This window comes from Mesorhizobium sp. L103C105A0 (assembly GCF_000502215.1).
In the GTDB taxonomy this organism is placed as follows: domain Bacteria; phylum Pseudomonadota; class Alphaproteobacteria; order Rhizobiales; family Rhizobiaceae; genus Mesorhizobium.
In genome coordinates, this window is the sequence record NZ_AYXF01000003.1 from 578904 (window position 1) to 601769 (window position 22866).

At 63.3% G+C, this 22866-nt stretch carries 17 protein-coding genes, 1 tRNA gene and 1 pseudogene; 14 read left to right on the top strand and 5 right to left on the bottom strand.

Features of this window, described 5'->3' with window-relative positions:
• Nucleotides 1-64 precede the first annotated feature (64 nt).
• The gene (locus X727_RS151305) at nt 65-1408 is read right to left on the bottom strand and encodes a Ppx/GppA phosphatase family protein (RefSeq protein ID WP_023834264.1); all 1344 of its coding nucleotides are present in this window, start codon (nt 1406-1408) and stop codon (nt 65-67) included.
• 350 nt (nt 1409-1758) lie between these two features.
• Here X727_RS151305 and X727_RS151300 point away from each other — a divergent pair, with 350 nt between their 5' ends.
• The 8 genes from X727_RS151300 to X727_RS151270 all read left to right on the top strand — a co-directional run bounded on the left by X727_RS151300 (nt 1759) and on the right by X727_RS151270 (nt 11655).
• A complete protein-coding gene (locus tag X727_RS151300) occupies nt 1759-2706 on the top strand; it encodes a lysylphosphatidylglycerol synthase domain-containing protein (RefSeq protein ID WP_023834265.1) in 948 nt (315 codons plus the stop codon).
• Nucleotides 2707-2853: 147 nt separating this feature from the next.
• Nucleotides 2854-2927, top strand: a tRNA-Gln gene (locus X727_RS151295).
• 9 nt (nt 2928-2936) lie between these two features.
• Nucleotides 2937-3563 (top strand): hypothetical protein, encoded by a 627-nt coding sequence (locus X727_RS0133940; RefSeq protein WP_031204235.1) that lies wholly within the window; start codon nt 2937-2939, stop codon nt 3561-3563.
• Between the two features lie 442 nt (nt 3564-4005).
• Entirely contained in the window at nt 4006-4449 is a 444-nt protein-coding gene (locus X727_RS151290; protein ID WP_245274163.1) for a hypothetical protein, read from the top strand.
• Between the two features lie 290 nt (nt 4450-4739).
• Entirely contained in the window at nt 4740-8081 is a 3342-nt protein-coding gene (locus tag X727_RS151285; RefSeq protein WP_023834267.1) for a M10 family metallopeptidase C-terminal domain-containing protein, read from the top strand.
• Nucleotides 8082-8153: 72 nt separating this feature from the next.
• Nucleotides 8154-8576: a hypothetical protein gene (locus X727_RS151280; RefSeq protein WP_023682883.1), complete on the top strand. Its 423-nt coding sequence runs from the start codon at nt 8154-8156 to the stop codon at nt 8574-8576.
• A 35-nt stretch (nt 8577-8611) separates the two neighbouring features.
• The gene (locus X727_RS151275) at nt 8612-10348 is read left to right on the top strand and encodes a type I secretion system permease/ATPase (protein WP_023698050.1); all 1737 of its coding nucleotides are present in this window, start codon (nt 8612-8614) and stop codon (nt 10346-10348) included.
• Nucleotides 10345-11655: an HlyD family type I secretion periplasmic adaptor subunit gene (locus tag X727_RS151270; RefSeq protein ID WP_023689671.1), complete on the top strand. Its 1311-nt coding sequence runs from the start codon at nt 10345-10347 to the stop codon at nt 11653-11655. The genes X727_RS151275 and X727_RS151270 overlap by 4 nt, the downstream gene beginning before the upstream one ends.
• A 63-nt stretch (nt 11656-11718) precedes the next feature.
• Here the strand turns inward: X727_RS151270 and X727_RS151265 are convergent, their stop codons facing one another.
• The 3 genes from X727_RS151265 to X727_RS151255 all read right to left on the bottom strand — a co-directional run bounded on the left by X727_RS151265 (nt 11719) and on the right by X727_RS151255 (nt 14140).
• Nucleotides 11719-13152, bottom strand: coding sequence for an aldehyde dehydrogenase family protein (locus tag X727_RS151265; protein WP_023834268.1), 1434 nt, complete (start codon nt 13150-13152; stop codon nt 11719-11721).
• 120 nt (nt 13153-13272) lie between these two features.
• Nucleotides 13273-13656: an ACT domain-containing protein gene (locus X727_RS151260; protein ID WP_023705798.1), complete on the bottom strand. Its 384-nt coding sequence runs from the start codon at nt 13654-13656 to the stop codon at nt 13273-13275.
• Nucleotides 13657-13669: 13 nt separating this feature from the next.
• Nucleotides 13670-14140, bottom strand: coding sequence for a GNAT family N-acetyltransferase (locus X727_RS151255; RefSeq protein WP_023834269.1), 471 nt, complete (start codon nt 14138-14140; stop codon nt 13670-13672).
• A 352-nt stretch (nt 14141-14492) separates the two neighbouring features.
• Here X727_RS151255 and X727_RS01000000164705 point away from each other — a divergent pair.
• A pseudogene (locus X727_RS01000000164705) lies at nt 14493-15562 on the top strand (YeiH family protein).
• Here X727_RS01000000164705 and X727_RS151250 read toward each other — a convergent pair.
• On the bottom strand, nt 15559-16056 hold the full coding sequence (locus X727_RS151250; protein ID WP_023824573.1) for a GAF domain-containing protein: 498 nt from the start codon (nt 16054-16056) through the stop codon (nt 15559-15561). The pseudogene X727_RS01000000164705 and the gene X727_RS151250 sit on opposite strands and share 4 nt — an antisense overlap.
• Before the next feature lie 183 nt (nt 16057-16239).
• On the opposite strand from X727_RS151250, the gene X727_RS151245 reads away from it, so the two are divergent.
• The 5 genes from X727_RS151245 to X727_RS151225 all read left to right on the top strand — a co-directional run bounded on the left by X727_RS151245 (nt 16240) and on the right by X727_RS151225 (nt 22835).
• Complete coding sequence (locus X727_RS151245; RefSeq protein WP_245274166.1) at nt 16240-17145, top strand: GlxA family transcriptional regulator; 906 nt, start codon at nt 16240-16242, stop codon at nt 17143-17145.
• A 322-nt stretch (nt 17146-17467) separates the two neighbouring features.
• Entirely contained in the window at nt 17468-18772 is a 1305-nt protein-coding gene (locus X727_RS151240; protein ID WP_023705794.1) for a Xaa-Pro peptidase family protein, read from the top strand.
• A 340-nt stretch (nt 18773-19112) separates the two neighbouring features.
• Entirely contained in the window at nt 19113-19790 is a 678-nt protein-coding gene (locus X727_RS151235) for an isochorismatase family protein (RefSeq protein ID WP_023826099.1), read from the top strand.
• 3 nt (nt 19791-19793) lie between these two features.
• Nucleotides 19794-20780 carry an alpha/beta hydrolase gene (locus X727_RS151230; RefSeq protein ID WP_031204238.1) on the top strand — a complete coding sequence of 329 codons (987 nt, stop codon included), beginning with the start codon at nt 19794-19796 and terminating at the stop codon, nt 20778-20780.
• A gap of 414 nt (nt 20781-21194) precedes the next feature.
• Nucleotides 21195-22835: an ABC transporter substrate-binding protein gene (locus X727_RS151225; RefSeq protein ID WP_023834272.1), complete on the top strand. Its 1641-nt coding sequence runs from the start codon at nt 21195-21197 to the stop codon at nt 22833-22835.
• The last annotated feature ends 31 nt before the right edge of the window (nt 22836-22866 follow it).

Below are 22866 nucleotides of genomic sequence, written 5' to 3' on the forward strand. Positions count from 1 at the left end.
GGGGGAGAGGTGTCGAGCGAAGCTCGACGGAGTGGGGGTCGACCGTTCACCAAAGCAATGCGGATCATGCTCGGCCCCGCCCACTGTTGCGCCAGACGCCGTCATCGGCCATCAGCTCGCTCAAAATGCCTTCGCGTAAGCCCCGGTCGGCGACGCGCAGCCGCTCCGACGGCCACACCGCACGGATGGCTTCCAGGATAGCACAGCCGGCCAGCACAAGATCGGCACGGTCGGCGCCGATGCAAGGGTTGGCGCAGCGCTGCTGGAAGTCCCAGCCGACCAGTTTTTCGACCATGCGGTCGACGCTGTCGCGGTCCATCCACAGCCCATCGACGCGGCGGCGGTCGTAGCGTTCGAGATCGAGATGGACGCCGGCCAGCGTCGTCACCGTGCCGGATGTGCCCAGCAGATGGAATTTCGGACTGGCCAGCACATGGCTCAGCCGGTCGCGGCCGTCGAAGGCTTTCAGCCGCACCGCGACGTCGTCGACCATGGCGGCAAAGATCTCGCGCGTCACCGTGCGGCCGCCAAAGCGTTCGGCCAGAGAGACGACGCCGACCGGCAGCGAGGTCCACGACACGATGTGGTTGGCCAGCCGCGGCGAGCGCTGGCCGGTGAGGTCGATCAGCGCGATTTCGGACGAGCCACCGCCAATGTCGAACAGCACCACGCCTTGCGTGTCGCGCTCGATCAGCGAGCCGCAGCCGGATACAGCCAGACGCGCCTCGGTCTGGCGATCGATGATTTCCAGCTTCAACCCCGCCTCTCGTTCGACGCGCTGCAAAAATTCCACGCCATTGTCGGCGGTGCGGCAGGCCTCGGTGGCGATCAGCCGTGCCTTGCGGATCTTGCGGTTGCGCAATTTGTCGCCGCAGATCTTCAGCGCCTCGACGGCGCGGTCCATCGCCGCCTGGCTCAGGTGCCCATTCGCCGTCAGCCCCTCGCCCAGCCTGACGATGCGCGAGAAGGCGTCGATGACGCGGAACTGGCCATGGCGCTGCGGCACCGCGACCAAGAGCCGGCAATTGTTGGTGCCGAGATCGAGCGCGGCAAACACCGGCAGTTCCTGCATCGGCGGACGATGCATTGGCTGTTCCGGTCGGGATTGTGGCGCCGAGGGCAAAGGCACCGGCGCTGGAGCGGCCGGGCCGACGGAGGCCGGCGCACCAACCGCTGCGGCCGTTGCGAGAGGGCTGTCGTCGCGCGCAAAAACCTTGCGCCCACGCCGGCGCTTGCGCCGCTTTCTCGCCTTGCCTCGCTGATGCTGGGCTTCGCCGGCCTGTCCGTTGCCGGACTGAGGCCCCGCCTGGCGGGGCCACCCGGCGGATGGGCTTGGCCCGCCTGACGGCGGCGAAGCCCTGGACACGCCCACTTCCGGCGCGCCAGCGCCGGTGTCGTGGTCTTCCACTTCAGTTCCTTCCGGCGCCGCGCGAACCGGAAAACCGGACGCAGCAGGCGCTTAAAAATTTTAAGTTGCCGCCAGAGTAGCAGCGCCGGACCGGATCACCAAGAGCAAGGGGCCAAATTTTGCCGGCTGCGTCCTGCCACGTCCCCGCTGCTTTGCAGCGTCCCGGCGTTCGCTAGCCTTTTCATCTTGCCACTGGCACGACGAATTCGCCGTTGGCGAACCGGCTGCTCACCCTTGCCGGTTGAATAGCCGGCTTCAATGAGGCATTTCTGAAATGAGGGGGAATTGGTGAATCGCGGACGTTTTAACGCCCGCCTGGGCGATGGGCAGCAACACATGACGACAACTCCATGAATTGGGGGGGCACGAATTGGAAGCGCTATCTGTGGCCGGTCATCGGTGTCGCGGCGGTCATCGGGTCGCTGTTGTTGCTGTGGCATGAGTTGCGCGGCATCTCGATCGACGATGTCTGGGACGGCATATCAGCCATCCCGACGCGCGGCTGGGTGCTGGCGGCGCTGAGCTCGGTGGTCGCCTACGCCTCGCTTGCCGGCTACGACCACATTGCCCTTCTACATATCGGCAAGAAGGTGTCGTGGCTGTTCGTCACCTTCTGCTCCTTCACCACCTATGCGCTGTCGCACAACATTGGCGGCTCGGTGCTTTCGGGCGCGGTGATCCGCTACCGCGCTTATGGCACCAGGGGGCTCACCGGCCAGGATGTCGGCATATTGGTGGCGATCTGCTGGATCACTTTCGTGCTCTCCAGCCTGCTGGTCGGCGGCCTGGTGCTGGTGTTCGAGCCGCAGATCATCGGCCGCTTCTCCGGCGCGCCCCACCATGGGCTGGCGATCGCCGCCGGCATCGCTTTGCTCATTCTGGTCGGCGCCTATATCTTCGGCAGCTGGCTGCATCTGAAGCCGCTCAAGATCGCCGGTTTCCAGTTGCATTACCCGGCGCTGCCGATCGTGGCACGGCAATTGCTGATCGGCCCGATCGAGCTGCTGGCGGCAGCCGCGATCATCTTCTTTGCCCTGCCCGTGGCCGGCAATCCCGGCTATTTCGTTATCCTCGGCGTGTTCCTGGTGTCGTTCTCGGTTGCGCAGATCTCGCATGCGCCCGGCGGGCTTGGCGTGTTCGAGGTCGTGTTCCTCGCCGGCCTGTCGCAGATGGACCCGGTCGGCGTGCTGGCGGCACTTTTGGTGTTTCGCCTGTTCTACCTGATCATCCCGCTGCTGATCGCGCTCGGCGTGGTGCTGTTCTTCGAGCATTCGCAATACAGCCGGACGGAGAGCTGAGGATGATTGGGTGCGGCGCGCCACCCGGGCGTAATTGCCCCTATGAAACGCTGTGATTGAAACGCAGCTTAGGCTTGACTATTTTCCGGCGGCGGCTACAAGGCACGCGCGGCTGCTTCGGCGGCCCACCAGCGCGACAGCGCCTGCTGGGGAATAGGTTAACGGTAGACCCACGGACTCTGACTCCGTTAGTCCTGGTTCGAATCCAGGTTCCCCAGCCAAGGCACGTCATGCCCACTGACAGCCAGTACATCCTCGAACGCATCCGCCAGGGATGCGTGGAGTTGTCCGACGACGAGTTCGCCATCGACAGGCTGGCAAAATATGTCGGCAACGGGAGAATCCGCTGGCATGTCGAGTTCCGTGGGCATCGCATCGAGCTGACAACCGGCCAGATCAAGAAGCAGCCTACCTTTCGCAGGAAAATCCTCGAACAGGCTGGCGTTCTGCCGCCGCAGCGTGCCGGGGCCGATTACCGGCGATGGGCACTCGATCTCAGGCGGAATGCCATCGAGCTTCCCTGGCGCGACAGGCCGGTCGATGCCGGTTTTGCCATCGACAGGCTGACCAGCCACGGCGATGGGCGCTGGACGGTGGAATATCAGGGCAAGGCGATAAAATTCACGACGACGAAACTGCGCCGGCAACTCAGTTTCCGCAAACGCATGCTGGCCAAGGCCAAGGTGCTTCCGCCGGAATTGGCCCCGCCTGCCTATCGCAAGTGGATGGACTGGCTCATTCAAAACGCGACTGAGGCTGTGCCGCAGGCCGGCGAAGCCTCGATCACAGAGAAAAGCTGGCTTGACGACCTGCCGGAGCTGGCCGGCTGGGAAGATGAAGCGCCACCCGAGAATTGATTGGGTTCCAATGATCATGAAATCGAGCGATGCTTCTCCGGAACTGCGATTGGGCAGCGGACGTTCTGGGGATACAGACCGAGATCGGAAGCCTGCCAAAACTGCCCTGCAATAACCGCGTGCCAAGCCTGATATCCTCCGGCAGGAGTTTGCCGCCGAAGCCAGCGGCCGGCGCCGCTCATCAAGAGATTGCCTGAGGAGGCGCCGGCCAGGCGGGCATTGGGGTACCCGCCGACGCTACATTAGCATTCACGCATAGATTTGGTATGGCGCGAACGCGGAAGGCCGGCTGCCTTCACAGCAGCATTACCGCAATTTTTCCCAAGACCAGGAACCCGCAACGGTGCAAGGGTTGGAACGCCCAGCGTTTCGGCGCGGCTTGCCTGGAGACAATCATGGCGACGTTTCATCCGAAGGTCCGCCAGCCGACCGGGCGAAAGACATGGACCTGTATGGATGGTTGATCGGCAGTTGGGACTTGGAGACGCTCCACCACCGCAACGACGGCACAATTCAGAAATGGGATGGCGAGTGTCACTTTGGCTGGGTGCTCGAAGGCCGCGCCATTCAGGACATCTGGATCAGGCCCAGGCGCCCTGCCCCGTCCACCATGTATGGCACGACCTTGCGCGTCTTCGATCCCGGGATGGGTGGCTGGCACATCATCTGGAGCGATCCGCTCAACCAGGATTACTCGCGCCAGATCGGGCGGGCCGAAGGCAAGGACATCGTCCAGATGGGCGCCGACTCGCGCGGCCTGCAGGCTCGGTGGCGGTTCACCGAGATCACCGCCGGCAGCTTTCACTGGATCGGTGAGGAGAGACGAGCGGAGAGCGACCCCTGGCGCGTGACATATGAACATTTCGCGCGCCGGACGGGTTCCTGAAGCACGCTTGCGCATTCAGCCCCTCGTGCCTACGGGCGAGTACGACCATAGATTAGCGATAGCTCAATTAACACCAAACCAGTATCTCAAAACCCGCCGGTACAAGCGCGCCCAAGAACCTTCATATGTACCGAGCGCGAACTGAGGCTAGACAAGTGAAGATTCCAATAGCATTGTTGGCACTGGGACGGGGCTCGACCGGCAAACGCAAACGATGCTTGTCGGTGGTTGGCAACTGCTAAACCGTACAGCCGTAATTGCCACGGCTGCGAGACCAAGGAGTCCCAAGGATGCCGAACTCAAGCCAAACCAGCGATCAATGGTGGGTCAACGACCAGACGCCGGACAACCCGTACGGCAAAAGCGAAGATTACGGGGCCTTCCTCACCTACCTTGGAGCGCTGGACCGGTCGATAACGCCGGCGATCGCGGCGGGAACGCTGAGGATAAATGTCTCCGAGCTCAATGACCATCCCGAATACAAGGCCGCCGCGATCGGCGCCTTGCAGATGTGGGCCAGTGTCACCCCGTTGAAGTTCGAAATCGTCGACAATGCACCATACAACAGCGCAACGGACTGGATGCAGGTTGTCAGCCCCGAACTGGGCGAAGAGGACGACGGCAGCGCCTATTCCAACGACCGCTATGTCAGCATCGGCCAGCGTTTCCACGACACCGAGGTCAACAAGACGGATATTGGCGGCTATGTCTTCGATTCCTTCATCCATGAATTCGGTCATGAGTTCGGGCTGAACCACCCCGGGCTCTACAATTACAGCGGCCCAGGCGGCGTACAGATCAATTATCTGAACAATGCGACCTGGACCTACGACCGTCAGCAATACAGCGTCATGTCCTATTTCGACGGGATCGATGTCGGTGAAACCAGCCGCTGGTCGGCGTCAACGCCGATGATGGCCGACATCGAGGCTGTCATCCGCCGCTTTTTCTCCACCGTCGACGAGAACGGCGTGCGCACCTATCAGCATATCGATCTCAACATGGGCGACAACGTCTACGGCTTCGGCAGTGCCGTGGACGGCTACCGGCTGACCTCCTCGGGCATGCAGCACGATATCGGTTTTGTCATCCATGACACCGGCGGAACCGACACGATCGACTTCTCCGGCTCGACGGCCGGCACGATCCTCGATCTGCGCGCCGGACAGTTCTCCAGCGTCAACGGCCACAGCAACAATGTGTCGATCTTTGCCGGGCACAACGCCGATGGCACCGACTATTACATCGAGAACGGCATCGGCAGCAGCTATGACGACGTCCTGATTGGCAATGACGGAGCCAACGTGCTGGATGGCCGCGGCGGCGGCGACCGCATGGCCGGCAATGGCGGCGACGACACCTACTTCGTCGATTCCCTCGACGACATCGTGCGCGAGGAAGCGAATGGCGGGAATGACACGGTCGTTCTGCTGAACCGGAACTTGAATATCCGGAAAATCGCCAACGTCGAACACATCATCTACGCCGACGAGTCGACACTCCAGCCTGGAGACGGCGGCACCGAAACCGCACCGACCATCGGCGACAACACGATGACCAGCGTCATCTTCGGCGACAATGGCAACAATACGCTCGACGGCGGCGCCGGCGACGACACGATCTTCGGCCAGGGCGGCGATGACCTCATCATCGGCGGCCGCGACTCGCTCGCCAGCCGCGACATCAACAACACCATCGATGTCGCCGACCTTCCAGACCAGACCGAGAGCGACGACGGCAATGACACGCTCTATGGCGGCCGCGGCAACGATACGATCCTCGGCGGCCAAGGCAACGACATCCTCGACGGCGGCGACGGCGACGATACGCTGAGCGGCCAGGATGGCGTCGATATATTCAGGGGCGGCGCCGGCGTCGACACGGTAGACTTCAGCAAGGAGAGCCCCTTCCAACTGCTCGTCAACCTCGAGACGAACGTTGCCAATGGCGGCACCGCCACCGGCGACACCTTCTACAGCATCGAAAACCTGATCGGCTCCGATGACCGCATCGACCGTTTCATCGGTACGTCGGCGGCAAATCATTTCTGGGGCCGGGGCGGCGGCGACTATTTCAACGGCGGCGGCGGCAACGACATACTGGATGGCGGCAATGACGGCGACATCCTGTACGGTGAAGCCGGCAACGACACGATCATCGGCGGCGCCGGCCAGGACTATCTGGATGGCGGCGCCGGCATTGATACGGTCGTCTACGAAGGCAGTTCCGCCGGCGTGACGATCGACCTCGCCAATGGCACGGCCAATGGCGGCGACGGCGATGGCCCGGTGCAGATCGTCGGGCGCGGCACCGTTATCCGGCACGACATCCTGGTCGGCTTCGAAAACGCCGTCGGGTCGTTCTTTGACGACCATCTCATCGGCAACGCCCAGGCCAACAAACTTTCCGGCGGCGCCGGCAACGACACGCTGACCGGCGGTGGCGGCGCCGATATATTGAATGGCGGCGCCGGCAGCGACACGGCGGACTACGCCGACGCGGCCAGCGGGCAAAACCTCAAACTGGGTGGCGGCAAATCCGGCGGCGACACCTATATCTCGATCGAAAATCTGGCTGGCTCGGGCTTCAACGATCACCTGACCGGCGATGGCGCGGCCAATGTGCTGACCGGCCAGGGCGGCGCCGACAAGATCGACGGCGGCGGCGGCGATGACACCCTGCTCGGCGATTTCGCCTATCAGGGCGATGCTCCGCCACGCCCGGGCATGGGCACCGGCTACGCCACGCTCGGACCGGACGCGACCAACAATTCGGTCTCGACCGCCTTCGACATCTCGAACAACTTCTCGCTGACCGCCGACCCCGACATCTTCGATTCGACGACCACCCTTCACACCACCGTCAATGCCACCGGAAACGGCTTGGGCGGATATTACAGCATCAACCTGGCGGCCGGCACGATCATCACCATCGACATCGATGGCATTGCCGACCCCAATGTCCATGACAGCATCGTCAGGGTGCTGGACAGCGATGGCAATATCGTCGCCCAGAACGACGATGGCGGCAACGACCCCGGCTCCAACAACGGCCGCGATTCGAGCACCAGCTTCATCGTTCAGGAAACCGGAACCTACTATATTGTGGAGGGCGAATGGTCGGACTCGGCTCCTGGCGATGGCTGGGTCGAATCCGTGCCGGAGGGCTCGACTTACAAGCTGAACGTGTCGGTCGAATTCCCGCCGGCACCAGCTCAGCCGGGCGTTGCGGGCGCCGATACGCTCAACGGCGGCGGCGGCAGCGACCTTTTGGATGGCGGGCTGGCTGCCGATACGCTGACCGGCGGCGCCGGCGACGACTATTTCCGCTTCTCGACAGAACTCGGGAACGGCAATATCGACTGGATCAAGGACTTCAAGGTCGCCGACGATACGATCCTGCTGGACAACCTCATCTTTGCCAGCGTTGGCGGCGACGGCGCCCTCGCTTTGGGCTCATTCTACAAGAGCGCAGCCGGTGCTGCTCATGATGCCGACGACCGCATCATCTACGACACCGACAGTGGAATATTGTCTTACGACGCCGATGGTTCCGGACAGGGAGCAGCCGTTCAGTTTGCACACCTGAACACAAATCTGGATCTTTCGGCTGCAGACTTCATCGTCATCTAACGCGTTGCCGGGAGGGGTGCCGTCAGGCTCCCCTCCCGCATACCCCAGCGCAGTGAAAAGGGAGAGGACGCGATGACCGACCGCCGCACAGTGTTAATGGCCGCCGGAGTTGCGGCAGTCGCCGCGGCCACCGGGGCAGCGGCAGCGCAATCGCCAGATATTCGCGCGCCAGATATTCGCGCAACAGATATTCGCGGCGCCGTCACCTTTGTGGGCGGCAAGGCTATCCCGGAAGGTCATCTCGAGATCTATCTTGAGGATCCCGCCATTCAGGACAGTGGGCGACGCCGCGCCGCCAAAACCAGCCTCAAGAGCGAGGGCGGCTCAAAGACCATAGAATTTTCCTTGCCCCTGCCCGCAAGCTCGACCGCTTCACCAACGCTGCAGGTCGTTGCGCGCCTGGAGCGTGCGGACGGCTGGCTGGTGGCGCGGGGCAGCGCGCAGTTCCAGGCCGGCTTGCCCGTCCATGTCACACTCAAGGCAGTTATCTATTGAAGGGACGAGATGCCATATCCTGATTGCGAGCCTGCATGCAGCTGACGCCATCGACGCCGCTTACGCTGGTCGGAATCCTGGCGTCCTTTCGACGTGCGTTTTCGGGCATCGTCCTGATGAGCGGGGTCGTCAACGTGCTGACCCTGACCGGCTCGTTCTTCATGTTGCAAGTCTATGACCGCGTCGTTCCGGGTCGCAGCGTGCCGACGCTGGTCGGCCTGGCGGTGCTTGCGGGAACATTGTTCGTGTTTCAGGGAGTGCTGGAGCTGATCCGCTCTCGCCTCATGGTGCGGCTGGGACAGGGGTTGGACGCAAAGCTGAGCCCGTCGGTCTATTCGGCGCTGATGCGCCTGCCGCTGCGCGCCAAGCCTTCCGGCGACGGGCTGCAACCCCTACGGGATCTCGATCAGGTCCGCTCCTTTATCGGCAGTGCCGGACCGACCGCTTTGTTCGACCTGCCATGGATGCCGCTCTATATCGGCATCTGTTTCATTTTTCATTTCTGGATCGGCGTTACCGCGCTTGCCGGCGCCGTTGTCCTGTTTGCACTGACGCTTCTGGCCGAATTCCGGACCCGCGGCCCGACAAGGATCGCCGGACAGCACGCGGCCGTTCGCAGCACGTTGGCCGAGGCGACAAGGCGCAATGCCGAAGCCATGCAGGCCATGGGTTTTGGCGGGCGTATCGCCGAGCGGTGGTCTGCCGTCAATGCCGAGTACCTGAACGCCCATGCGGCGGCCAGCGATGTCGCGGGAACGCTTGGCACGATTTCCAAGATCCTGCGGTTGATGCTGCAATCGGCAATGCTGGCGATCGGCGCTTATCTGGTCATCCAGCAAGAGGCGACCGGCGGCATCATGATCGCAAGCTCGATCATGATGGGCAGGGCGCTGGCTCCGATCGAACTGGCGATAGCGCATTGGAAGGGCTTCATTTCAGCGCGGCAAAGCTGGGCACGCCTGAAGCAGCTTCTGTCCGCGCTGCCGGAAGGCGCAACCGGCGTGACCCTGCCCGCGCCTGTCAGCGCGCTGGCGGTCGAGAATGTCAGTGTCGCCCCGCCGGGCGAACGCACGCCGGTGGTGTGGGATGCAAGTTTTTCACTGGCCAGGGGAGCAGGCCTGGGGGTCATCGGCCCGAGTGCTTCCGGCAAATCATCGCTGGTGCGTACGCTTGCAGGTGTCTGGCTTCCGGCGCGCGGCGCCGTGCGGCTGGACGGCGCGACGCTTGACCAGTGGCCGGCCGACGAGCTGGGTAAACATATCGGCTATCTGCCGCAGGATGTGCAGTTGTTCGACGGCACGATTGCGCAGAACATCGCCCGCTTCGACCCGGATGCGTCGTCCGATATGGTGCTTGCGGCAGCCAAGGCCGCCGGCGTGCATGATCTCGTCGTGCATCTGGCCGACGGTTACGACACAAAGGTTGGCGAAGCCGGCGCCTCGCTGTCGGCGGGGCAACGCCAGCGTGTCGCCCTTGCCCGCTCTCTTTATGGCGATCCCTTCCTAGTCATCCTGGACGAGCCGAATTCCAATCTCGACTCAGAGGGTGAAGTGGCCTTGTCCGCCGCCATCCAGGGCATCAGGGACCGCGGCGGCATCGTTATCGTCGTCGCGCACCGATCCAGTGTGCTGGCCAATGTCGACACCGTGCTGGTGATGGCCAATGGCCATGTGCAGGCCTTCGGTCCGAAGGATGAGGTGCTGAACAAGGTCTTCCGATCGGCGGCACCGCTCAAGGTCGTTGCCGCCACGGAGAGAGGCGTTCCTGCATGAGCGAGGACAGATCCGCTTTGCATCATCGGCAGGTCCGCCGCTATCTCGTGGCTGGCGTTGCTACCTGTCTGCTGCTTGTCGGAGGTGTTGGCGGCCTGGCGGCAGTGACCAAGATGTCGGGTGCGGTGATCGCAGCTGGCCGGCTGGTGGTCGATTCCAATGTAAAGAAAGTTCAGCATCCGACGGGCGGCGTGGTCGGCGAGATCAGGGTGCGTGAAGGCGACCGGGTCAAGGCGGGCGATATTCTGGTGCGGCTGGATGAAACGACAACACGCGCCAATCTGGCGATCGTCTCAAAAGGTCTGGATGAGTTTTATGCACGGTTGGCGCGCCTGGAGGCGGAGCGTGACGGCAAGGACACGATCAGCTTTCCGGACGTTTTGACATCGCGGCGCGACGAAGCCGGTGTCGCCGCATCGATGGCCGGAGAACAATCGCTGTTCGATTTCCGGCACCAGGCGCGGTCTGGCCAGCGATCGCAATTGCGCGAACGGATCGCGCAGTTGAAGCAGGAGAGTGCCGGCCTGACCGAGCAGCTGCAGGCGAAACGCCGCGAGATCGAGCTGATCCAGATCGAGCTGGAAGGTGTGCGGTCGCTCTGGCATCGCAAGCTGATAGGAATCGACCGCATGACGTCGCTGGAACGGGACGCGGTGCGGCTCGAAGGCGAGCATGGCCAGTTGACCGCGGGAATTGCCCAGGTGAAAGGCAAGGCGTCCGAGATCGAACTGCAGATCATCCAGATCGACCAGGATCTTCGCAGCGAGGTCGCGACCGACTTACGCGATACCCAGGGAAAGATCTCCGAGTTCGTCGAACGCAAGGTGGCGGCCGAGGACCAGTTGAAGCGCATCGATCTGCGCAGCCCGCAGGATGGCGTGGTGCTGCAGTTGGCGGTGCATACGATCGGCGGGGTCATCACCCCCGGCGAACAGGTGATGCAGATCGTACCGGTGACGGACGACCTGACCGTTGAAGCGCATATCGCACCGCAGGATATCGACCAGGTGACGATGGGCCAGAATGCGATTTTGCGCCTGTCGGCCTTCAATCGGCAAACCACGCCGGAGCTGACCGGGACGCTGTCGCGGATCTCGGCGGATCTCACCATCGAAGAGCGCACCGGAGCAGCCTTCTATGTGGCGCGGGTGACGCTGCCCAAAACCGAGGTCGCCAAGCTGCGCGGGCTGGCGCTGGCGCCAGGCATGCCGGCCGAAGTGTTCTTCCCGACGGGCGACCGGACGATGCTTTCCTATCTGGTGAAGCCGCTGTCGGATCAGATCCAGAAAGCTTTCCGGGAGGAGTGAAGCCGCACCTTTGAGAGCTGAAGCCTCGGGACCGGCTGGTTGCCGGTCCCCAAGGGGTAGCCCCTACTCCGCTGCCTTATACCCCGCGATGCCCTTGATCTCGAGGAAATCCTCCAGCCCGTATTCGGCGTATTCGCGGCCGTTGCCGGATTGCTTGTAGCCGCCGAATGGCAGGCCGGCGTCCCATTGCGGATAGTTGATGTAGACAGTGCCGGTGCGCATGCGGGCGGCGACTTCGCGGGCCTTCTGAATGTCCTTGGCCTGGATGTAGGACGCCAGCCCATAGACAGTGTCGTTGGCGGTGCCGATCGCCTCTTCCACTGTGTCGTAAGGCATGATCGCCAGCACCGGCCCGAAGATTTCCTCGCGCGCGATGCGCATGTCTGATGTGACGTCGGCGAACACGGTCGGGCGGACATAGTAGCCGCGGTTGAGTTCTGCCGGGCGGCCCGGTCCACCCGCGACCAGCGTGGCGCCTTCATCTATGCCGGCCTGGATCAGGTCCTGGATCTTGTCGAACTGGATCTGGCTGACCACCGGGCCGAGCTTGGTGCCGGCCGCATCGGCCGGGCCGACGGTCAATTTTTCGGCCGCCGTCTTGGCGTAGCCGGTCGCCTCGTCATGGCGGTCGCGCGGCACGAACATACGAGTCGGCGCATTGCAGGACTGGCCCGAGTTGCTGAAGCAGCCGGCGACGCCCTTGCTGACGGCCTTTTCGAGATCGACATCGGGAAACAGGATGTTGGCCGACTTGCCGCCAAGCTCCTGATGCACGCGCTTGACCGTGTCGGCGGCCGCCTTGGCGACCAGGATGCCGGCGCGGGTCGAACCGGTGAACGACATCATGTCGACATCGGGATGGCTGGATAGCGCCTGGCCGACGCCCGGGCCGTCGCCATTGACGAGGTTGAAGACGCCCTTGGGAACGCCGGCCTCGTCGATGATTTCGGCAAAGATGATGGCGTCGAGCGGCGCGATTTCCGAGGGCTTCAGCACCATGGTGCAGCCGGCGGCGAGCGCAGGACCGACCTTGCAGGTGATCTGGTTCAGCGGCCAGTTCCACGGCGTGATCAGGCCGACGACCCCGATCGGCTCCTTGACGATGAGCGACGAGCCCTTGACGTGGCGGAATTCGAACGACTTCAGCACCTCGGCCATCTTCTGCAGATGTGCCAGGCCAATGCCGACCTGGCTGTCGAGTGCCATCTGGCGCGGCGCGCCCATCTCGCGCGATACGGCCAGCGCCAGATCGGCGCTGCGCTTCTTGTAGACCTCGATTATGCGGTTGAGGATATCGAGGCGCTCCTCGACCGAAGTGAAGCCGAATGTCTCGAAGGCGCGCTTGGCGGCCGCAACCGCCTTGTCGACATCGGCCTTTGAGCCGAGCGAAATCTGCGCGAAAGCATCTTCGTTTGACGGGTCGATGACGTCGAGTGTGCTGGGCACGACAGGATCGACCCACACGCCGTCGATATAGAACTGCAGATTGTGTGACACGGGCTTCTCCTCGGGGGATTCTGAATTGATGGGGGCGATCGCCAGATCGTCGTATCGGTTCAGGGATAACGATGGGGCAAGAGCGATGTCAAACGCAAGGGCGGGCGATTGAGCCTACGGCTACAGAAGCGTGTGCCCCGCCGCGACCAGAAGCCCCCTTGCCGCGGCTTCATCCTTGGCTTTGACGAGCAGATGGTCACCATCGAAGGTGGATACCAGAAAAATGCCGAGTTCGCTTTCCGACAATGGCTTTATCACCGACAGGACGATGCCGGTTTCGTCGAAGGCAAAGGGACCTTGGAGTTTCAGGGCGACCCAGTCCCTGTCATGCTTCACCCCGTCCGGCACCCGATCCTGCAGGCAGACGACCGAAAGCTCGTCCTCTGTCCTGGTGATGCTGACGAAGCCCGGCCCGTCCGCCCAGCCGGGAATGCTGTCTTTTGCTTCGAGGCGCGAAACCGCATACCGCCCCGTGAGCGGCTTCAACCGGACCCTGACTGCCATCCGATCCTCCCTGTTATCGGCCATCACCCAGTTTCTTGCTCATATAGACCGTCATGCCGTTCATGAACGGCTCCTCCCGGTCGATCGTATAGCCATGCCGTTTGTACAACAACACATTGGCCATGAAGGCGCCGTTGGTCAGCAGGCGCAGCTCGAAGCAGCTGGCCTCCAGCGCCTTCTGCTCCGCCCGTTCCAGCAACAGCCGGCCGATGCCCCTGCCCTGCGCCTGTGGCGCGACGCAGACATTCTCGATCCAGAGATGATCGTCGGCCAGGATGGTCTCGATCATGCCGACGATGCGGCCATTTTCGATGGCGAGATCGAACGGATGTTCGGCGACCGCCTTGTCATAGTCGGCGCGCATCGGCAGCGGCTCGCGGCCGATCAGAGGCACCCATTTGGCATAGGCGGCACGCACAATGTCCCTGATGGCGGCACCGTCCGCCGGTTGGGCCGGCCGAAACAGGATGGAAGAATTGGACATGGCAAAGGCTCCAGACATGAAAACCCCGCCGGCAGACGTCGCGGGCGGGGCTGGAACGAACGAACCGATTTAGTGTGCCGGTCTTTGTCGTCGCGCCTTGCCGCTCCGCACTGTGCAGAGGCGACGTCGCTGGGCGATGGCGAGCGAGAAAATGGACATGACGCCACGCTGGAGTGCAAGACGCAGAGCGTCAAGCTGCATAACCGAGCCAGTCATTACGTTTGCATGGCACAGGCAAGATTGAAGGCATTGCCGACTGTTCGCAAAAATCGATCATTCCAACAAGAACAATTCGTTGGAAAGATCGATTCTGGAATGACATTCTCCTGAGGTACTTGCTTGGAGAATTGCATTGTCTTCCGCCGCCCAGCTAGCGAACGATATTCCGATCAGCATGATTTCCGCCGACCTGGCCGTGGGCCGGAAGCGGCTCGATTCCATGTGGAATGGCGTCATCCCCGGGACCGTGCTGGTGGCGATGATCACGGGGTCTCGGCCCATAATGTCTCCGGCTTCGCGCTGTTCAGCCCGATGATCCTCGCCGTCGTCGCCGGCATGATCTATTCCAACGTGCTCGGCACCCCCGCCCACGCCAAGGCCGGCATTGCCTTCTCGCAGAAGCGCCTGCTGCGCTTTGCCGTCGTGCTGCTCGGCTTCCAGCTGACGCTTGGCCAGGTCGCCTCCATCGGCGCGGGCGGCGTCGGCATCGTGGCAGCCACCCTTGGCGCCACCTTCGTCTTCACCATCACGCTTGGCCGGCTGCTCGGCGTCGACGCCAAGCTGGCGCAGCTGATTGCCGCAGGCACCTCGATCTGCGGCGCTTCGGCGATCGTTGCCACCAACATCGTCACCGATGCGCGCGACGAGGACGTCACTTATGCCGTCGCCTCGATAACGCTGTTCGTCACCGTCGCCATGCTCGGCTTTCCGCTGCTGGCGCCGGTGCTCGGCCTCGACCAGCACGCATTCGGCCTGTGGGCCGGCGCCTCGATCCATGAGGTGGCGCAGGTCATCGGCGCCGGCTTCCAGAACGGCGCCCAGTCCGGCGAGATTGCCACCGTCGCCAAGCTGACCCGCGTCGCCATGCTGGCGCCGATGGTCGTCGCGCTCGGCCTGATGGCGCGCCGCAAGAGCAATGGCGATCGCCCAAGCGACCAATCCGGTGCGCGGCCGCCGATGCCGTGGTTCGTCGCCGCTTTCATCGCCGTCGTGGCGCTGAACAGCCTGGTTGCCGTGCCGGCCGAAGTGAAGTCGGCCATGGCGTTCGCCACCACCATCATGCTGACCATGGGGCTCGCCGCCATGGGTCTGCAGGCCAACATTTCGCAACTGCGCTCGCGCGGCCTTCGCCCGCTGGCGCTCGCCTTCTGCGCCTTCCTGTTCATCGGCGGCTTCAGTCTGATGCTGGTGAAGTTCGCTTAGTCCTCGAACGAACTCGCCGCGACATAGATCGCGGCAAGCGCCTCGATGCCGGCCTGGTCGTCCTTGTCGAAGCGGCTGGGCGTCGGGCTGTCGAGGTCGATCAGGCCGAAGACGCCGTCACTGTCCCTCAGCAGCACGACGAGTTCCGAGCGCGAGTCGGCGTCGCAGGCGATGTGGCCGGCAAACTCGTGCACATCCTTGACCAGCATCGACATTTCGAGATCGATCGCGGTGCCGCACACGCCCTTGCCGACGGCGATGCGCACGCAGGCCGGCTTGCCCTGGAACGGTCCAAGCACCAGCTCCTCGTCGGACGCCAGGAAATAGAAGCCGGCCCAGTTGAGATCGGGCACCATCTGGAAGATCAGCGCCGATGTGTTGGCGGCGTTGGCGACGGAGTCGCTCTCGCCTTCCAGCAGCGCCTTCAACTGGGTGGCCAGTTCGCGGTAGAAGGCTGGCTTGTTGGTGCTGTCGATGCTCTGGGCCGCAAACATGGCGTCGTCTCCATTGCCGGCGGGCCAAAAAGCCCGCTACATTTCCTGTCTGCCACCAATGACGCTCCCGGGAAATACACAATTGTGAATACCGACCGTGCCAGCCAAACACACGACCGGGCGCAACCCGCAGCGAGCGAAGGTCCCCTCACCTTCGCCGTGCTGGTCTTTCCCGGCTTTCCGATGATGGCGTTCAGTTCGGTGATCGAGCCATTGCGCGCCGCCAACGTGCTGGCCAAACGCGATTGTTACCGCTGGGTGATCGTCGGCGCCGACCAGGGCACGGTCGAGGCATCCAATGGGGTTGTCATACAACCGGGATTCGCAGCCTCCAGCGCACCGAAGGTCGACCGGATCGTCGTCTGCTCGGGCGGCAATGCCGACCTTGTCGTCGCCGACGATGCGGTTGCCTGGATGCGCAAGAGCCTGCGCGCCGGCGCTCACATAGGCGCAGTGGCCGACGCCGCCTTCTTCCTCGCCAGGGCCGGCCTGCTCGACGGCCATGCCTGCACCTTGCACTGGACCAGCCAGGCGGCATTCACCGAGGCCTTCCCGGATATCGAGCTCCGGCGAGATCTCTACGTCATCGACCGCAAGCGCTTCACCTCGGCCGGTGGCGTCGGCAGCCTCGACATGATGCTGGAGATCATCACCAACGATTATGGCGGCGAGCTCGCGGCGGGCGTTGCCGAATGGTTCGTGCACAGCCCCTTGCGTTCGAGCGTCGACCGCAAGCTGATGCCGCTCAGGCTGCGCACCGGCGTCCAGAACGAACTGGTGCTGTCGGCCATCGCCATCATGGAGGATGCGGTGGAAGAGCGGCTCGGCNGGCTCGGCATGACGGAGCTGGCGGCAAGGCTCGGTGTCTCCTCCGACAAGTTGGAGCGCAATTTCCGCGCCCAGCTCAGCATTTCGCCCAATGCATATTACCGGCGGCTCCGGCTGCGGCGCGCCGCCGACCTGTTGGCCCATTCGACGCTGATGGTGCGAGACGTGGCGCTGGCCTGCGGCTTCGCGTCGATGTCGAGTTTTGCCAGGGCTTTTCGCGAAGAGCATGGCCACGCGCCGAAGGCGATGCGGCGGCATTAGAGGGCGCTGCGCGCTAACGCGGTGAGATGCTGGCGGGACAGCGCCCCCCTCTGTCCTGCCGGACATCTCCCCCACACGGGGGGAGATCAGATGTCGCCTCGGCTTTCGCCAATCACCAACGTTGCAGGGCGAGCGGGACGCGAAAGCTGCTAATCTCCCTCCTTGTGGGGGAGATGTCCGGCAGGACAGAGGGGGCGCGAAGGATCGCAACATTGCCCTTTGTATCCATGCCCTTCTTGCGGCATTTCGCACGACATCTGCGGATTCTCGCACAGACATTTTTCGGCGCATGGCTATGGTCTAGCCCTTCAGGAGGCGCACCATGAGCATCGTCGTTTTCGACCCCGACAGCACCGAGGATGTGGATTTCAAGGACCGCATGCGCCACCCGGTCGCGGCTGACTCCGCCGGCGGCATGTGGCTGTCGGACACCGAGCCGTCCTTCATCGATGCCGACGCCTTGCGCAAAGGGCGGCTGGCGAAACTGCGCGGCTGGATGCGCGAGGCGGGCTATGGGGGCGTCGTTTTGTTCGACCCCTACAACCAGCGCTATGCCACCGGCTCGCGCAACATGTTCGGCTATTTCCTGCGCAACTCGACGCGGTATTTCTTCATCCCGACCGACGGGCCGATCGTTCTGTTCGAATACCCGCAGAGCTACCATGTCTCGATGGTGCTCGACACGATCGACGAGGCGCGCCCGTCCAAGCTGGTATGGTCTTCGGTGTCGGGCCGCGACGACGAAACCGCGGGCCCCTTCGCCGACGAGATCGCCGAGCTTTTGAAGAAACATGGCGGCGGCTCGATGAAGCTCGGGCTCGACCGCTGCAGCCATTTGCAGGCGCTGGCGCTGGAAAAGCGCGGCTGCGACGTCAGGGATTGTCAGGGCGAAATCCTGGCGGTGCGCGCGGTGAAAACACCCGAGGAAGTCAAATGCCTGCAGGTATCGATGGCTGGCGCGGAAGCCGCTGTTTATGCCGTGCGCGAGGCGATCAAGCCCGGCGTCTCCGAAAACGAGCTGTTCGCCATCATGTATGGCGAGGTGATCCGCCAGGGCGGCGAGTTTATCGAGACGCGGTTGCTCACCTCGGGACAGCGCACCAATCCGTGGTTCAACGAGGCCAGCGGCCGCAAGATCCGGCCGGGCGAGCTTCTGGCGCTCGATACCGACACGATCGGCTGCTATGGCTATTATTCCGATTTTTCGCGCACCTTCCGCTGCGGGCCTGGCAAGCCGACCGACTATCAGAAATCGCTCTACCGCATGGCGCACGACCAGGTTCAGCACAACATTTCGATTGTCAAACCTGGCATGGCGTTTCGCGAGATCGCCGAAAGAGCGTGGAAAATCCCGGACCGTTTCGTCGACCAGCGCTATACCTCGGTGATGCATGGCGTGGGCATGCATGGCGAGACGCCGTTCATCGCGCATGCCATGGACTATGAGACCTATGGCCGCGACGGTGTTGTCGTGCCCGGCATGGTGGTGAGCGTGGAAAGCTATATCGGCGAGAAAGGCGGCCGCGAGGGCGTCAAGCTAGAGGACGAAATCCTGATAACCGACACCGGCACCGAGCTTCTGTCGCGCTTTCCCTACGAGGATGAATTTCTGGAGAAGCAGGTTTGATCGCAGCGTCCCTCACTAACGTCAGCGCGGTATCGCAAACCTTCGGGAATAGTCGCGGCAGCTATGCCTTCGTCATCCTAGGGCGAAGCAAGGAGCGCAGCGACGCGGCGCAGACCCTAGGATCCATGCCGGGACTCATCCGCGCCCCAACGGTGCAAGTTCTGCTCCGCCGCACTCTCCGACCAGCGTCACGGCATGGATCCTCGGGTCTCCGCGACGCCGCTGCGCGGCTGCTTCGCCCTGGGATGACGAAGTTCGGAGGACGCCGACCAATCTTCATCGCTTGCGCTGCCCTTGCGAGAAGAACGGCGGCGGCGGTCGCGAACCCAGGCCCGTCCACATGAAAAGCCCCATCTCGATCAAACGCGGCACGGTCGCCGCGGCGTTCATCGACCTCCAGGAAGAGCATCGGCAGGACAAGCGCTATCTGGTCGAAGGTTTTGGCGAGGTGCTTGCCAACGTCCAGCGCCTGCAGGCGGCGGCGCGGCGCAACTTCGTGCCGCTGTATCACTGGGCCTATATCGTCGATACCGCCAAGGCGCGTCCGTTCCATCCGCTCGACGCCGACGGCAAGTCCGCCTTTTCCGACAAGACCGATCCGCTGACGGAGATTTGCCATGAGGTGGCGCCCGCGGCCGGCGAGACGATGCTGGTCAAGACGCAGGCCAGCGCCTTCGGCGCCGGACCTGGCGCAACCGAACTCAAGGCGCGCGGCATCGAATGGCTGATCGTCGCCGGCGTCTGGACCGAGGCCTGCATCGACGCCACCGTGAAGGACGCGGTGGCATCCGGCTTTCGCGTGCTTCTGGTCAAGGATGCCTGCGGCAGCGGCAGTGCCGCCATGCACCAGACCGCCATCCTCAACCTTGCCAACCGGCTCTATGGCGGCGCCGTCACCAACACGATAGACGCGTGCCGGCTGATGGCGGGCGACACCATCGATGCATGGCAGGTCGAAGGCTCGGTACCGCTGCGCTTCACGTTTGAAAACGCCGAACGGCTCTACGGCGAGCTCTGAGAGATGGGCACGGTCCACAAGCTCAAGACCGCCAGGCGGGGGAAATACGCCACCCTGCTCGATCCGGCGCTGTGGGAGTATATCGACCTGGTCAATGACTGGTTCCCGCCAGAAATCGCCGAACTTCCGATCGCCGAGCAAAGGTCGGTCTATGATGCGATGTGCCGCGCCTTCCATCAGGGTTATCCCAAAGGGGTTTCGGCCAGCGGCGGCATCATCGCCGCCGATGCAGGGCACGCCATCCCGATCCGCTACTATCGGATGGCGGGCAAGCCCGTGCGCGCCGTCATCGTCTACTATCATGGCGGCGGCTTTGTGCTTGGCGGGCTCGACAGCCATGACGACATCTGCGCCGAGATCTGCGCCGGCACCGGTTTCGACGTTGTCTCGGCCGACTACCGGTTGGCGCCGGAACATCCCCACCCGGCCGCCTTCGACGACGCGCTGACCGTGTTCGAATGGGCGGCGGTGACAACGGACTTGCCGATCGTGCTCGTCGGCGAAAGCGCCGGCGGCAACCTTGCCGCCGCGGTCGCGCACGCGTCTCGCCGCCACCTGCGCCGGGCGGCCGGCCAGGTGCTGATCTATCCCGGCCTCGGCGGCGACGAGAGTGCCGGCTCCTATGTCGAACATGCCGAGGCACCGTTGCTGACGCTGCGCGACATCGCGTTCTACCGCACCATTCGCGCTGCCCCGGCACAGTCGCCCGACGACCCGACTTTTTCTCCGCTGAAAGACAACGACTTCTCCGGCCTGCCGCCGACTGTCATCATCACTGCCCAGTGCGATCCGCTGTCGTCGGACGGCGAGACCTATCGCGACCGCATCGTTGCCGCCGGCGGCCGCGCCTGGTGGTATGAGGAGCCGCGGCTGGTGCACAGTTTTCTGCGCGCCCGCAAAAGTTTTCAGCGCGCCGGCGAGGCGTTCGTGTGCACGCTTGCAGCCATCGCCGCCGTCGCCGTGCTCGGCAAGAACGACTGGCCATATTGAGGCGGCGAAGCGCTGATCTCCCCCTCATGGGGGTTGAGGAGTGGTCCGCGTAGCGGATGGAAAGCCAATTGCTTGGCTTTCCGAACGACGAAAGCCGGCAGGCCAGAGGGGGGCGCGAAGGATCGCGGCCCTTCAGTATCCTAAATCAACGCAACGATTATCTGTGAAGATACTCCAGTCGGCAGACGGGATGGCGGGACAGCGCCCCCCTCTGTCCTGCCGGACATCTCCCCCACAAGGGGGGAGATTGGCCATCTACCACTGCGGAGCAGTGCACAAGAATTGCGGAAAAGCGAACATTTCCCGGTGTCGGCCCGCTTTATCATCACCTGCTCAGGCAACGGCGCCTCGGCGATCGCATCCGCCCCCAGCGGAAGCGGACCGTCGGGGCGCCCAACAAAAAAGGGAACGACGATGAAATTCATGCTGACCGACCGTAATTTGCACCCGCAGGCGAAGCCCGTTGCCGATGATTTCAGGAAAGGCGGCGTCAACCGGCGCGAATATCTCGCCATCATGGCCGGCTTTGGCGTCAGTGCTGCCGGCGCGCTGGCGCTGGGCGGCCTCAGCGCGTCACCTGCCCGGGCCGAAGAGCCGAAGCGCGGCGGCACCTTGCGCGTCGCCATGAACGTCAAGGGTTTCAAGGATCCGCGCACCTTCGACGGTGTCGAGATGTCCAATGTGGCGCGCCATTGCAACGAATATCTGGTGCGCTGGAACCGCGACTTCACCTTCGAGCCGTGGCTGCTCGAAAGCTGGGAAACCAGCGACGACGCCAGGACGCTGACGCTGCATGTGCGCAAGGGCATCGCCTGGTCGAATGGCGACACCTTCAACGCCGACGACGTCATCCACAATCTCACCCGCTGGTGCGATGCTTCCGTCGCCGGCAACTCGGTCGCCGCGCGCATGGGTGCGCTGATTAATGCCGACACCAGGAAACCGGTCGACGGCGGCATCGAGAAGGTCGACGACTTCACCGTCAAACTCAATCTGCCGAAGCCCGACATTTCCCTGATCGCCGGTATGGCCGACTATCCGGCTTTGATCATGCACCGCTCCTATGAGGGCGGCGACGATCCGATGAAGGCGCTGGCGATCACCACCGGACCCTGCGAACTGGTCAGCTGGAATGCCGAGACAAGTGCTGAGGTGAAGCGCAAGGACAAGCCCTGGTGGAAAGGCGACTTCCATCTCGATGGCATCAAATGGGTCGATTACGGCTCCGACCCCAACGCCATGCTGTCGGCGTTCGAATCCGGTGAGATCGACACCGACCACGAAACCGCGTCCGACGCCGTGTCGCAGACCGAGCAGATGGGCTTGCTGAATTCCGAGATCGCCACCGGATCGACCATCGTTGCCCGTTTCAATGTCGGCAACGCACCCTATGACGACGTCAAGGTGCGCCGCGCCGCCCAGCTTGCCGTCGACAATTCCGCCGTGCTGGCGCTCGGCCTCGGCGGCCGCGGCAAGCCGGCCGACAACCACCATGTCGGCCCGATGCATCCGGAATTTGCCGATATCGGCCCGGCCAAGCGCGACATGGATCAGGCCAAGAAACTGCTCACTGAAGCCGGCAAGGCCGACCACGAATTCGAGCTGATCTCGGTCGACATCGAATGGCAAAAGAGCACCGGCGACGCGATCGCCGCGCAGATGCGCGAGGCTGGCCTGAAGATCAAACGCACCGTGTTGCCGGCGGCGACCTTCTGGAACGACTGGAGCAAATACCCCTTCTCCACAACCGAATGGCTGGGCCGCCCGCTCGGCGTCCAGGTGCTGGCGCTCGCGTACAAATCGGGCGCCGCCTGGAACGAAAGCGCCTATGCCGACAAGGAATTCGACACGCTTCTCGACAAGGCGCTGGCAACGCCGGACGCCGCCCAGCGCAAGGAGATCATGGCCAAGATCGAACAGAATCTGCGCGATGCCGGCATCATCATCCAGCCCTACTGGCGCTCGGTCTACCGCACCTATCGCAAGGGCGTGCAAGGCTGCGAACAGCACCAGTCGCTGGAGCAGCACTTCGAGAAGGTGTGGCTGGAGGGCTGATTCAATTGGTGTCGCCCGGTCGGGGTAGATA